13 protein-coding genes are annotated in these 12566 nt (G+C 63.1%); 6 read left to right on the top strand and 7 right to left on the bottom strand.

Features of this window, described 5'->3' with window-relative positions:
- Positions 1 to 47: 47 nt before the first annotated feature.
- From TRAD_RS00830 to TRAD_RS00805, 6 genes are all read right to left on the bottom strand, one after another.
- Positions 48 to 1520 (bottom strand): alpha-N-arabinofuranosidase, encoded by a 1473-nt coding sequence (locus tag TRAD_RS00830; protein ID WP_013176683.1) that lies wholly within the window; start codon positions 1518 to 1520, stop codon positions 48 to 50.
- Between the two features lie 34 nt (positions 1521 to 1554).
- A complete protein-coding gene (locus tag TRAD_RS00825) occupies positions 1555 to 2424 on the bottom strand; it encodes an ABC transporter ATP-binding protein (RefSeq protein WP_049772890.1) in 870 nt (289 codons plus the stop codon).
- A 41-nt stretch (positions 2425 to 2465) separates the two neighbouring features.
- The gene (locus TRAD_RS00820; RefSeq protein WP_013176681.1) at positions 2466 to 3497 is read right to left on the bottom strand and encodes an ABC transporter ATP-binding protein; all 1032 of its coding nucleotides are present in this window, start codon (positions 3495 to 3497) and stop codon (positions 2466 to 2468) included.
- A 1-nt stretch (position 3498) separates the two neighbouring features.
- Entirely contained in the window at positions 3499 to 4359 is an 861-nt protein-coding gene (locus TRAD_RS00815; protein ID WP_013176680.1) for an ABC transporter permease, read from the bottom strand.
- Positions 4360 to 4364: 5 nt separating this feature from the next.
- A complete protein-coding gene (locus TRAD_RS00810) occupies positions 4365 to 5369 on the bottom strand; it encodes an ABC transporter permease (RefSeq protein WP_013176679.1) in 1005 nt (334 codons plus the stop codon).
- Positions 5370 to 5585: 216 nt separating this feature from the next.
- Positions 5586 to 7487, bottom strand: coding sequence for an ABC transporter substrate-binding protein (locus TRAD_RS00805; RefSeq protein ID WP_013176678.1), 1902 nt, complete (start codon positions 7485 to 7487; stop codon positions 5586 to 5588).
- 386 nt (positions 7488 to 7873) lie between these two features.
- Between TRAD_RS00805 and mqnC the strand changes: the two genes are divergently transcribed.
- From mqnC to trxA, 6 genes are all read left to right on the top strand, one after another.
- Positions 7874 to 9022 carry a cyclic dehypoxanthinyl futalosine synthase gene (gene mqnC / locus TRAD_RS00800; RefSeq protein WP_013176677.1) on the top strand — a complete coding sequence of 383 codons (1149 nt, stop codon included), beginning with the start codon at positions 7874 to 7876 and terminating at the stop codon, positions 9020 to 9022.
- Between the two features lie 15 nt (positions 9023 to 9037).
- Complete coding sequence (locus TRAD_RS00795) at positions 9038 to 9604, top strand: Uma2 family endonuclease (protein ID WP_013176676.1); 567 nt, start codon at positions 9038 to 9040, stop codon at positions 9602 to 9604.
- A gap of 9 nt (positions 9605 to 9613) precedes the next feature.
- A complete protein-coding gene (locus TRAD_RS00790) occupies positions 9614 to 9919 on the top strand; it encodes a hypothetical protein (RefSeq protein WP_013176675.1) in 306 nt (101 codons plus the stop codon).
- Positions 9920 to 9939: 20 nt separating this feature from the next.
- A complete protein-coding gene (locus tag TRAD_RS00785; RefSeq protein ID WP_013176674.1) occupies positions 9940 to 10209 on the top strand; it encodes a hypothetical protein in 270 nt (89 codons plus the stop codon).
- An 18-nt stretch (positions 10210 to 10227) separates the two neighbouring features.
- Complete coding sequence (locus TRAD_RS00780; RefSeq protein WP_013176673.1) at positions 10228 to 11364, top strand: amidohydrolase family protein; 1137 nt, start codon at positions 10228 to 10230, stop codon at positions 11362 to 11364.
- A gap of 65 nt (positions 11365 to 11429) precedes the next feature.
- The gene (gene trxA, locus TRAD_RS00775) at positions 11430 to 11762 is read left to right on the top strand and encodes a thioredoxin (protein ID WP_013176672.1); all 333 of its coding nucleotides are present in this window, start codon (positions 11430 to 11432) and stop codon (positions 11760 to 11762) included.
- 324 nt (positions 11763 to 12086) lie between these two features.
- Here trxA and TRAD_RS00770 read toward each other — a convergent pair whose 3' ends face one another.
- Positions 12087 to 12539 carry a hypothetical protein gene (locus TRAD_RS00770; protein WP_013176671.1) on the bottom strand — a complete coding sequence of 151 codons (453 nt, stop codon included), beginning with the start codon at positions 12537 to 12539 and terminating at the stop codon, positions 12087 to 12089.
- Positions 12540 to 12566 lie beyond the last annotated feature (27 nt).

Below are 12566 nucleotides of genomic sequence, written 5' to 3'. Positions count from 1 at the left end.
TTTACCGCGTCACAGGGGTCAAGCTCCTGCGCCGACCCGCACACCCCCTAGGGCTCGAGCGCGACGGAAAGCACCGTGACCGAGTGCGGCTCGAAAGTGTAGGTGAGGGTGTCTCCGTCCACCTCGAGCCCCGTCTCCCTGACGCCGACGCGGTCAGGCGCCTCAAAGGTGTTGGTGGCCTTGATGTCGGGGCCGTTGACGACGAAGGCCTTGGCGCCCGAAGCGCGCGTGCCGAGCGACAGCGTCGCCTCGCGCGCCTCTAAGCTGCGGTTGACCACGAACACGGCGAGCTCTTTGGCGCTCTCGTCGAGCGTGGCCGCCACGTCGAGCACCCGCAAGCCCGTGTGCTCCGGCGTCGAAAAGGTGTCCCCCGCCCAATAGACGTCGAGCGCCACGCCTCTAGCGAAGCGGCTATAGAGCTCAAAGGGGTAGAAGATGCTCTGCAACACGAGCCCGTCCGGGCGCGTCAGGATGGGGGCGATGACGTTGACGACCTGCGCGAGGTTGGCCATCTTGACGCTTCTAGCGTGGCGGATCAGGGCGTTGAGCTGAATCCCCGTCATGAGGGCGTCCTCGAGGTTGTAGACCTCTTCGAGCTTCTCCTCGTTGCCCGTGCGGTACCAGACGTTCCACTCGTCGACCGCGATGGCCACCTCCCGCCCGAGCCGCAGCGCGCGGCTCATGGCCCTCAACACCCCTTCGGTCGCGACGAGCATGTCCTCGATGCGTTCGGACAGGGCCATGTAGCTCGCGAAGTCGTCGTCGCGGTAGCCCCTCTGGGCGTCGTTGCCGACGTACCAGTGGATAGCGAGGTAGTCGATGTGCGCCGCCGCGTGCTCCATCAGCAGCTTCACGCGCTCAACGGCGCTCGCGTCCCACGCGGAGATCCCCGAGGCGACGAGCTTGACGCTCGGATCGGTCCACTTCATGACCTTGGCGAACTCCGTGTAGGTGCGGGCGTACTCCTCGGGGGTCTTGTAGCCGATCTGCCAGGGGCCGTCGACCTCGTTGCCGATCCCCCAGTAGCGGACGCCGTGCGGCGCCTCATAGCCGTGGGCGCGGCGCAGCTTGACCAGGGCGGTGTCCTGGGTACCGTTACAGTACTCGAGCCAGTCGCGCGCCTCGCGCATGTCGCCGTCGCCGGCGTTGACCACCAGGTAGGGCTCGGTGCCGAGGCGGCGGCAGAAGTCCACGAACTCGTTCGTACCGAAGGTGTTGGGCTCCACGTCGTGCCAGGCCAGCTCGGTGCGCGCGGGCCGCTCCGCCTTGGGACCGACACCGTCGCGCCAGCGGTAGCCCGAGACGAAGTTGCCGCCGGGGTAGCGCATGACCGGCATGTTGAGGCGCTTTAGGGCGTCCAGCACGTCCGTCCTAAGGCCCGACGCGTCCGCGTGGGGCGAGTTTGGGTCGTAGAGGCCGCCGTAGATGCAGCGGCCTAGGTGCTCGGCAAAGCCGCCGAAGACGTTGCGCTCGAGCCTACCGAGGGTGCGTAAAGGGTCGATGGCGATGGTGTTACTCACGAAGCCTCCTTGAGGGTGTGGAAGATAGAGGCCGTCAGGCCGCAACTCTGACCATACGGCCATCGGGACGAGGTTCGAGGCGACCTCGACCCATCGTGCTCCAGGCAGCTTCTGTCATCCTCCGGTCAGCTGGCTCGAGCACGCCCATCCCCGCCGTGTCGATCGACAAGACCGAAGACTTGAGCAGTTGTGAATACGCGTGCTCCGGCGACTCGAGGATCGCGCGAGCGGGGCCCATCTCGACGACGTACCCCTTTTGCATGATGATGATCCGGTCCGAAATGTAGTAAGCCGTGGCCAAGTCGTGGGTGATATAGATCACGGACACGTTGAGGTCATCACGTAACCGCTTTAAAAGGTTGACGATCGACATCCGTAGCGACGCGTCCACCATCGAAACGGGTTCGTCGGCGATGAGTAGCGACGGGTTTGGAATTAGCGCCCGAGCGATGGCCACCCGCTGCAGCTGCCCCCCCGACAGCTCGTGCGCAAAGCGACCCTTGATCTCCTTGAGGCTCAAGCCGACCTTCTGCAACGCCTCGTCCATAGCCGCGTCGACCGCCTTGCGCTCGGTCGCCCCCAGAAGGCGGCGAGCGGTCGCCTCGAGGTAGCGGTCCACCTGCTTAAGGGGATTAAACGCTTCAAATGGGTTCTGGAAAACCGGTTGCACACGGCGCATAAAGTCGCTGCGCGCCGCTCGGCGCTTCCACTCGGAGGTGCTCTTACCCGCGAACGTGATCGTCCCATGCGAAGGTGTCTCGAGGCCTAAGATCATGCGGGCCAGCGTGGTCTTGCCCGACCCCGACTCCCCGATGATCGTAAAGATCTCGGGGTGATCGGCCTGTAGCGAAAAGCTCACGTCGACCACGGCGTCGGTGTATTTGCGCGATAAGATGCCCCCCATCGAAAACCGTTTAGAGACGTGTGACACGTCGAGCAACGTGCTCACGACACCACCTCGGCGCGTTGTGGGCGAAGGGTCGTCAGAGGACGAACGTCGGCTGCGCGCCAGCAAGCGGTGCGGTGATCGGCCCCGATAAGCGCAAGAGGAGGTACTTCGGTCTCGCACCTGGCGATGGCGAGTGGACACCGTGGATGAAAGCGGCAGCCCTGAGGCGGGTCCGCAAGGTTGGGCGGCTGCCCCTCTAAAGCCGGTTTCTGCGTCGTGTCACCTATACGCGGTAGGCTCGCCACCAAGTGAGCCGTATACGGGTGCTTGGGTGCGGTGAAAAGGGCACGCGTCGGCCCCTCCTCCACCAAGCGGCCGGCGTACATGATCCCGATACGGTCGGCCATGTTGGCGTGCACGCTCATATCGTGGGTGACGAAAACCACCGATGAGCCCATCTGTTTTTGCACGTCCCGAAGCATGGCTAAGACGTCTTTCTGCACCACCACGTCGAGCGCTGTCGTTGGCTCATCGGCGATGATGAACTGAGGCCGACACACCGTAGCCAGAGCGATCGTCACGCGCTGGCGCATACCGCCCGACAGCTCGTGTGGGTACGCGTTTAACACCTCGGGCGAGAGGTTTAAACGCTTGAGGTGTGCCTCGACCCTCTGCCAGAACTCCTTTTTAGCTACCCCCATGGGCCGCAGGGCAAAGTCTTCAAAGCTGTGCCGGATCCTGCGGACCGGGTTAAGGACACTCATCGAGCCTTGCATGATGTAAGCGAGGTGCTTCCAGCGAATTTTGTCGACCTCCTCTTTTTTGGCGGTGTTCGGCTCGATGAGTTGGCCACCGAAGTTGTAGGTCACTGAGCCACCTACGATTCGCAAGGGCGGCCGGATGGCAGCGGCAAAGGTCTTGATCAGCGTGGTTTTGCCCGATGAGCTTTCGCCAGCGATGCCGTAGATCTCGTTTTTGCGCACGGTGAGTGTGATGTCATCGACAGCGCGCACCTCACGCTTGACCCCGAAGTAAGCCATCTGATAGTAGGCTTTGAGGTTTTGCACGGTCAGGACGTCGTCGACCATGTCAGGCTCTCTCCATCCGACGCAGGCGTGAACGCGGGTCGATGTATTCGTTGATCGACACGGCGAGTAGAAAGAGCCCGATAAACAACATGACGATCAGCACGACGGGAATGACGACCCACCACCACACCCCTACCACCAAGGCCGAATGGTTATTCGCCCAGTAGATGGTCGTCCCGACTGTCGGGATGTTGATATTGGTAAAGCCAAGGACGGCCAAGGTCACCTCGAGCCCAATCGCCCAGATCAGGTTGGCCATGGCCGTAGAGAAGATGATGGGCATAACGTAGGGCAAGTGTTCTTCGAACATAATTTTTCGCGCGCTCATCCCGGAAAAGACGGCATGCCTCGTAAATTCACGGTGCCTCAAACCCAGGGCAACGGAACGGATCAAACGAGCGTCAAAGGGCCATCCGAGGCACGCCATGAGAAACGCTAGGTTGACCGTGTTGAGATCAGAGCGCATGGTGAAATAGAAAAGCACCAGGATCGGAAAGATGGGGAGCGCAACGAAGATGTCGTTGACGAACATGAGCGCCCGGTCAGTAGCTCCGCCCAAGTAACCCGACACCAGCCCGACGGTAATGGAGATGATGCGGCTTAGAACCACGACGAGCAAGCCAAAGACCAGCGTGTTACGAAAAGCGAAGCTCAGCTGCCAGAACATGTCTTGGCCACGCGAGTTGGTACCGAACCAGTGTTCAGCTGACGGCGCCATGTCGGGCATGACGGTATACATCAAGGTCGGATCGACCGACGAAAAAAAGCTTAAACCTGCGTAGACCACGACGACCCCGACCAGCACGACGCCGATTGCAAACTCGGTATTGTAGCGCAGCAGATCTTTAAAAACCGAGAACATCGATCTCACTCAACCCTGATCCGGGGGTCGAGAATCGGATAGATGAGGTCGACGACGAAGATAGCAACGGCAACGGCGATGATCGCCACCGACGTGACTGCAACAACGAGCCCATAATCGCCGCCGTTGACCGCGTCTACCAGAAGCGTTCCGAGCCCCGGATAAGAAAACACCTGCTCAGTGATGACGGTGCCCGAGAACACCCCCCCCAGCGTCATCGCCAAAGCTGTGAGCTGCGGGATCATCGCGTTACGGATAACGTAGGAACCCACGATGCGCGAGCGCTTGACACCGGCAAGCTCAGCGTAGGTCACGTAGTCCTCCGTGATGATGTTAGAGACGAGCGCCCTCATCCCGAGGAACCAGAGCCCCATACCGACCAAGACAATCGACGTTGCCGGTAGAATGGCGTGCCTAATGACCGACGCTACAAATTCGGGTGTCCAGCCAGGACGTACGTTCATAGCAAAACCACCGGAAATGGGCAGCACCGGCCACACAAAACCGAACACGATGAGTAGGATGAAAGCGACGATATAGTACGGAATAGGTTGCACGCCCATCGCGAGCACGCCGAAAGCCTTGAGCAAGCGGTTGTTTTGGTAGTAGCCAGCGAGCCCACCCAAAAGGTTGCCCACCAGCCACGTTATGACGACGGTCACGCTTAAAAGACCGACCGTCCAGGGCAGAGCGCGTTGAATCAGCGTCATGGCAGGCGTTGGAAACGCGATCAATGAGGGACCCATATCCCCTTGTACGAACCGCACCCAAAAGTTGACGAAGCGGTTCCACAGGGGCTCATCGACCCCGTACATGTCCGTGAGCGCTGCCCGCAACGAGGCGATCGCTTCGGGGCTGATATTAGACCGCGTCGTGATGCGACCCAAGGTCTGCTCGACGGGGTTAATGGGGGACAAGTGAGAGATAAAAAACGACGCCGAAATGCCGACAAAAACGATGGCCAGCAGCTGCAGCGCACGCTTGGCAACAAACCAGAGATAGGCTCGCACCCGTCACAACTCCTTTCCGTGGTTAGGTTGGCGCGTCAAGGGAAGCGCGCTGACGACGTGGCTTGTGTCGAGGGCACTGCTCGAGCCAAAGGCGGTTACGCCACGCTCACTCGGCTCACCGGCGCCACGACGAGGCCGGTAGCGCTGCGACCAAGATGACTGGTCTTGCAACAGACCAGTCATCTTGGTCAAGCAGGGCTTCCAACGGCAACCGCGCTACTGCGTAGACTCGAGCTGCGTCAAGATGTAGCGTGAGTTGGCCCAATTGTTGACCGGATTGGCGTAGGGGTTTTCGGCTGTCGGGTAGCCGGTCCAGTACCGCTCGGAGACGACCGAGAAGACGTTATAGCTCATGATCGGGATGACCGGCATCTCTTCCACCATCAGCTGGATAAACTGCTTGCCCAACTCGATGTTCGCCTCGAGGTCGTAGAAGTCCGTCCGCCGAACCTCTTCGATGATGCGGTCGAGTTCGGGGTGGCTCCAACGCTGCCAGTTGCGTGCTGGTTGCAGCTCGCCTGGCTCGGCGAGGTACTGAGAGTGCCAGCTGTCGAGGAAGAAAGACAGGTCGGGATGGCCACCCCAGGTCTCAATCGACCAGGCGATGTTGACCTCAAAGTCACCGACCGATTGGCGGTCCCAACTGTCGGGGGCAGCCTCGACCTGAGCCGCCACACCGGCTTGGCTCCAGTTCTGGGCGATCATCGTCCCAAGCCGGTTGATCACGCCGTCTGGCGGAATCATGACGCGGATACTGAAGCGTTCACCGTTAGGCATGTACCAGTCATTGCCCCGGCGTGTGAAACCCGCCTCTTCAAGGAGAGCCGCAGCCGCTTCTAGATTCTGCTCCCACCAGCCGTAACCGAAGGCGCGACGAATCTCATCCTCATCCGTCGGCACCTGATCGCCAAACTGGCCGCGCACCATATCGGCAATCTGCAAGGTCAGATCCGGGTTATAGGGTTGAAACGCCTGTCCACCCGCCTCGAGCGTGAAGTTAGAGACCCATTCCTGCATGGGGATGTGATAGTCGTCCGGATGCGTCCCGGTCGGCGGTATCGCGATCGCCGTGAGGGTTGCAGCGCCGCGGTAGCTAGCCATCGAGAGGGCTCTCGCATCGAGCATGAGCGTGAGCGCCCAACGAACTCTGCGGTCTTGGAACTTTTCGTTTTGATGGTTAAAGATCACCATCGGTAGGGTGGGGTCGGGGTGTGCGTAAGGGAAGCCCGAAAACCAGCCACGCGCCGTCGGGTCTTGTTGGACGATCGCGAACATACCTTCCGGCGTCAGGTCGTGCACCACATCGAGGTTGCCGTTACGCATCTCAATGAGGCGGCGGTCGGTCGGCCCACCGTTACGGTAGATGACGTATTGAGGGGCTGGCTCGCCGAACTCAGCCATAGCCGTGCGGTCCCAGTCCTCGCGCTTTTCCCAGATGTACCAGTCCCCGTTGGGATCAAAGCTGTGTAGGGTGTAAGGGCCAAGCCCTACGGGTGGGTTGAAGTCATACTCAAGGACGTTATCGACCTCTTCAAAGATGTGTTTGGGCATGATCCAAGCGCCATTCCACCGCACCGAGAAGATCGAGTGGAAGCGCGAGTTCGGAGCGTTCAGGGTAAAGCGTACCGTGTAGTCGTCAAGAGCTTCGACGCGTTCAACCTGCTGCGAAAAAGCGCCGCTCCAACCCATCCCAGGCGTGTTCATCTGCGTCTCGACTGTATACACGACGTCGTCGGCGGTGAACTCAACCCCATCGCTCCAGTAGACGCCCTCGCGCAGACGAACAGTCATCTCGGTATAATCGTCGTTGTATTCAGCGGGACCCGTCGCCAGTGAGTTGTAGTTAGGACCATCGATGCCTTGGTTGGGATCGATATACCAAAACGTGTCCATCATGAGCTGCTGTAGGCCGGTCGACAACCCCCCACCTGCACCCGAAACCCACAGATTGAACCAACCCGGGTTGCGAATTGTACCTTCCGGATTCTGCAAGATCAGCGTTTGCTCTCTCGGAAGCTCCTGAAGGGGGGGCGCTTCTGGCTCTTCGTCTTGAGCAAGCGCGATTTGGCACGCTACGACCAAAGAGATAGCTAGTAAACAGGCTTTCAGCTTTGCCACGTCTTCTCCTCTCCAAAGGGGGCTGTCGTCAGCAGCCTTGACACTCTTCTGTAAGGCTTGCGAATGCTGCGTTGCCCCTACTGGTATCCGCGTGAAAGTTGCTGCTTGCTCAGATGATATAAGCCATAACGCTGCGCCTCCCGCTGGGGGTTCAAAGCAAAGCGCTTATGCCCAAATACCCTATGCGGCTAGCCGCTAACAGCTAGAGCACTGACCTTAATATCTCTCCTCCTTTCGAGCTCCGAAAGCCGAAGTAGGGGTTCGAGAACCTTTTGTGAACGCTCACATCATAGGATACATAGCCTTGTTTGTCAAGCGAGGCCGAAAAAGCTCTGGTAAGCGCGCATCTGACGGCGCCTACGCCACCCCAGTGCTAGACTCGAGCCATGAACCTCCTCGCCAAAGCCGCTTCCGGGGCGCGCCTCAGCGCGGACGAGGCGACGGCGCTCTACCACCTGCCGCTCTTTGAGCTCGCCGCCGCCGCGCACGCGGTGCGCTCACAGCGCACCGACCCCGAGGTGGTGAGCTACCTCATCGACCGCAACATCAACTACTCGAACGTCTGCACGGTGGGCTGCGCCTTCTGCGGCTTTTACCGCACGCGGCGCCAAGCGGACGCCTACGTGCTCTCGTACGAGGAGGTGAGCGCCAAGGTGCTCGAGCTCGAGGCCGTCGGCGGGACCCGCATCCTCATGCAGGGGGGGGTGCACCCGACCTTGCCCTTTTCGTGGTACACGGGGCTTTTAGAGCACCTCAAACAACGTCACCCGAGGATCCGGCTCGAGGCCTTTTCCCCCGAGGAGATTAGGGGGATGGCCAAACTCACGGGGATGCCGAGCCTGGAGGTCCTCAAAGCGCTCCAGGCAGCCGGCCTTGACGGGCTGCCGGGCGGGGGCGGCGAGATGCTCGTCGACGAGGTGCGCCACGCGCGCCACATCTCGCCCGCGCGCATCTCCGCGGGTGACTGGATCCGCATCATGGACGAAGCGCAGTCGCTCGGGCTCTACACCACCGCGACGATGGTCATCGGTTTCGGCGAGACGCACGCCCAGCGCGTAGCGAGCATGCAGCGCGTCCGCGACCAGCAGGACAAGGCGCTCGCAAGCTACGGCAACGGCTTTTCGGCCTTTATCTCCTGGACGCTGCAGACCGAAGGGGTGCGCGTTCACGGCAAGGTGCCGGGGGCGGGCGCGCACGAATACCTGCAGAACCTGGCCGTCTCGCGGCTGTTTTTGGACAACATCCCCAACTTCCAGGCCTCCTGGCCGACGATGGGCCACAAGGTCGCGCAGACGGCGCTCTTTTTCGGCGCCAACGACTACGGCTCGACCATGTTGGAGGAGAACGTGGTCTCGCAGGCGGGCGCCAAGCACAGGCGGGTGAACGAGCGCGAGATCATCCGGCAGATCACCGAGGCGGGCTTTCGGCCGGTGCAGCGCGACTCGCTCTACAACGTCGTCCGCGTCCCCGACGCGGCGGCCATCTTGGCGCAAAAGCCCGAGGTGGACTTCGGGGCGCTCGAGGCGGCCTTCTAAAACCTATAATGCGGCATGGGTGAGGCCGCACTGAAACTCAAACCGCTCTCGAGCGAGGACTATCTCGAGCTCGAGGCTGCGAGCGCCGTCAAGCACGAGTTTGTAGACGGCCAGGTGTATGCGCTTGCAGGGGCGACGGACCGGCACAACCGCATCGTCACCAACCTCACCGGGCACCTGTGGCTGGCGACCCGCCGGGGTCCTTGCCGGGTGTACTCGAGCGACATGAAATTGCGCATCGCTACGGGGCCGAGCGAACGCTTCTACTACCCCGATGTGATGGTCACGTGCAGCGAGAGCGACACCCACGACCTCTACAAGGTCGCCCCCTGTTTGCTCGCCGAGGTGACCTCGCCGAGCACCGCCGCGACCGACCACCGCGAGAAGTTGATGGCCTATCAGCGCCTCCCCGAGCTACGCGACTACCTCATCGTGAGCGCCGAGGAGCGCCTCGTCGAGCGCTACCGCCGCGACCCCGAGGAAGGTTGGTGGTACCACGAGTACCGCGAACAGGCGACGCTAACGCTCCCCTACCTCAACCTCACCCTGACGCTAGACGACGTCTACGAGGGCGTCCTCTAGGTTCCGCCCGTGAAGCGCAACCGTCTCGGCCAGGGCGACCTGTGGGTGAGTGAACTCGGCTTCGGCTGCATGTCGCTCTCGCTCGACCACGCCCGGGAGGCGCTACAAACGCGCGGCTCGAGGTCGCGCACCACCGCGCAGCTCGCGCTACGCTACCTTTTGGCACACCCCGCCGTGGCGCAGCTCGAGGAGAACGCCCAAGCCGCCCGCGTCACGCGCTCTGAAGCGGAGCGGCGGAGCTTGCAGGGCGCGGCTCGAGCCCTCACCGATACGCAGCACCGCTTAGCGCGCTGCACGACACGGACACGACCCTAACCCGACACTAAGGAGTCCCGATGGACCACCGCGACCCCTACGTAAGCGACGCGCCCAGAGGCGCGCGAGGTGGCTTTGACGTCATCTCAGTCGGCAACTGGCTGCTCACGTTGGTGCTCCTCGCCATCCCGCTCGTCAACCTCGTGGCGCTGCTCTACTGGGCGTTCGCCGGCGCCGTCCATCCGAGCAAACGCACCTTCGCCCAAGCGGGGCTGATCCTCACCGTGATCAGCGCGTCGTTCTACCTCCTGTTGCTCTTTACCGGCACCGCCGTGCCGCTCACGCCCTAGAGCACCTGGCGGGTAGCGGTGCGCATCCTGAGCGCAGAGGTCGTCTATACAGGTCTCGGCACGCCGATACGAGGGGGCGCCGTCGTGCTCCAAGGGGAGCGCGTCGCGGCGATTTTGTCCCGCGAGGACGCGCGCCGCTTCTACCCCGAGGCCCCCGTGACGGACGTCGGCTTCGCGATCTCGCCGCCGCCGGTCAACGCCCACACCCACCTCGACCTCTCGAGCCTGCCCCCCTTCCGCGGCCCCTACGAGGACTTTGTCCGGCACGTCATCCGGCACAAACGCGCGCGCGGCGTCGCCGCGGCAGACGCCGGGCTCGCCGAGCTGCAGCGCGCCGCCCCGCTCGCGTTTGGCGATATCGTCGCCGATGAGGCGGCGATGCGCAAGCTGCTCCAAACCCCCGGTCTACGCGGCGTCGCCTACTGGGAGGTCTTCGCGCCCGACCCGGCAGAGGCTGAGGCGGCGTTCTCGGAGACGGTCGCGCGGCTACGCGCGTTTAGGCGCCTCGAGCGCCCTGACGGCCTCAAACTCGGCCTCTCGCCGCACACCCCGCACACCGTCAGCGCCCCCTTGCTGCAACGGCTCACCCGGCTGGCCATCGCCGAGCGCTTGCCCCTGCAAATCCACGTCGCCGAGAGCCCCGCCGAGGCGGCGCTGCACCGTGACGGCAGCGGCCCGCTCTTCGAGCTGATGCGGCCCTTTTTGGGGGACTGGCGGCCGAGCGGCCTCAGCCCGGTGCAGTACCTCGCCCGCTTGGGGGTGTTAGAGGCCCGCCCGACGCTCGTGCACATGGTGCACGTGGGCGAGGAGGACGTTAGAACCGTCGCCAAAGCGGGCTGCACCGTGGTGCACTGCCCGCGCTCGAACGAGGCCCTTCGGTGCGGCCGCCTCCCCTGGGAGCTGCTCGCCAAGCACAGCGTCGAGGTCGCCTTCGGCACCGACTCCAAGGGGTCGGCACCCGACCTCGACGTGACCCGCGAGGTCGCGGCGGCGCGCGCGCTGCACGGTGCGAAAGCGAGCCCGATCGCTTTGGTGCGCGCGGCCGTCAAAGGGGGCTCGAGGGCGCTCGGGCTCACCCCGCCGCGCTTCGGCCGTGGCAGCCCGGCGCGCGCCCTCTACGTGTGGCAAACGCCGTCAGCAGAGCCGCGCGTGTAGACCACAAGACATTGCTCCAGGGCCGGCTCCACTAGATTGAGGGACGGCTACTTCAGGGAGGCGTTATGGCTGAAACCGTTGAATTTACCGACAGCAACTTTCGCGACGAAACCCAAACGGGCCTCGTGCTCGTCGACTTTTGGGCGCCCTGGTGCGGCCCCTGCCGCATGGTCGGCCCCGTGATCGAGGAGCTCGCGAGCGACTACGCGGGCAAGGTCAAGGTCGGCAAACTCAACGTCGACGACAACCAGCAGACCGCCATGCAGTTTCGCGTGATGAGCATCCCCACGGTGATCCTCTTTAAAGACGGCGAACCCGTCGAGACGATGATCGGCGCGCAACCCAAGAGCGCCTATCAGGCGCGGCTCGAAAAGCACGTCACGAGCCTCGTCAGCTAACGCGCCTCGGCGCGCACACGAAGAGCTAGGCTTTGGCGCCTAGCTCTTTGCGTTTTTTGAGCGGGCGTCTTTGGGCAGGCATCGTCTTGGGGTAGGCGTCGTCCGGTCAGCGCCGCGCCCGGTGAGCGCTACGCATCGGGTTCTGCAGCCGAGAACCTGCACCTGCCACCACGGCTAGCCACGACACCTGCAGCGCTGCGCATCGGGACGCGTAGGATGCGTCAGGCACGGTTTCCGCGACGCGAGACCGCGGCGAGGGGAGAGCAGCAGGGTGCGGCGGGCTTGGCTAGGGGCGCTAGCGAATGCGGTTATCCGTTAGGGGCGCTAGCGAATGCGGTTATCCTCGACCTGGCGCGCCACGACGCCCTCGGGGGTGACGAACCACGCCACCGTCGGCAGCGCGTCGGCGGTGATGCGCAGCGTGTAGGAGGTCTCCGAGAGGTCTTCGAGCATCCAGCGCACGCCGCTCGGCAGCGTCAGCTCGGCGAGCAGGATGTTGGCGCTGTAGGCGCCCGTCTCGAGGTAGGCGAGCTCCATGAGGTGAAACGCCTCGCGCGCGGCGCGGTCCGTCTCGAGCGCCACGGGGTCGGTGAGGACGATCGTCTCCCCCGGCGCCTCCCGCTCGGGGGGGGCGGTAGGGGTCTCGGGGGCGGGCCGCGGCGCTGGGGTTTGGGTAGGGGCGGGTGCGCCCGCGCGCGGCGCGCAGGCCGCTAGAGCGAGCGCCGCGCAGAGGGCGGCGAGCCCCAGGCGGATGGGGCGAAGAGCAGCGGGGGTCATAGATTTATGATAGCGGCTCCCCGGCGC

It is taken from the genome of Truepera radiovictrix DSM 17093, from assembly GCF_000092425.1.
In the GTDB taxonomy this organism is placed as follows: domain Bacteria; phylum Deinococcota; class Deinococci; order Deinococcales; family Trueperaceae; genus Truepera; species Truepera radiovictrix.
The sequence above is the reverse complement of the archived record's forward strand: the minus strand, read 5'-3'. Positions and strand labels throughout refer to the sequence as shown.

What these genes read in the sequence shown, in the direction of transcription:
- TRAD_RS00825 (WP_049772890.1), bottom strand. Translation starts at nt 2,424, where the DNA reads ATGGGGGGCATCTTATCGCGCAAATACACCGACGCCGTGGTCGACGTG.
- TRAD_RS00820 (WP_013176681.1), bottom strand. Translation starts at nt 3,497, where the DNA reads ATGGTCGACGACGTCCTGACCGTGCAAAACCTCAAAGCCTACTATCAG.
- TRAD_RS00815 (WP_013176680.1), bottom strand. Translation starts at nt 4,359, where the DNA reads ATGTTCTCGGTTTTTAAAGATCTGCTGCGCTACAATACCGAGTTTGCA.
- mqnC (WP_013176677.1), top strand. Translation starts at nt 7,874, where the DNA reads ATGAACCTCCTCGCCAAAGCCGCTTCCGGGGCGCGCCTCAGCGCGGAC.
- TRAD_RS00795 (WP_013176676.1), top strand. Translation starts at nt 9,038, where the DNA reads ATGGGTGAGGCCGCACTGAAACTCAAACCGCTCTCGAGCGAGGACTAT.
- TRAD_RS00785 (WP_013176674.1), top strand. Translation starts at nt 9,940, where the DNA reads ATGGACCACCGCGACCCCTACGTAAGCGACGCGCCCAGAGGCGCGCGA.
- trxA (WP_013176672.1), top strand. Translation starts at nt 11,430, where the DNA reads ATGGCTGAAACCGTTGAATTTACCGACAGCAACTTTCGCGACGAAACC.
- TRAD_RS00770 (WP_013176671.1), bottom strand. Translation starts at nt 12,539, where the DNA reads ATGACCCCCGCTGCTCTTCGCCCCATCCGCCTGGGGCTCGCCGCCCTC.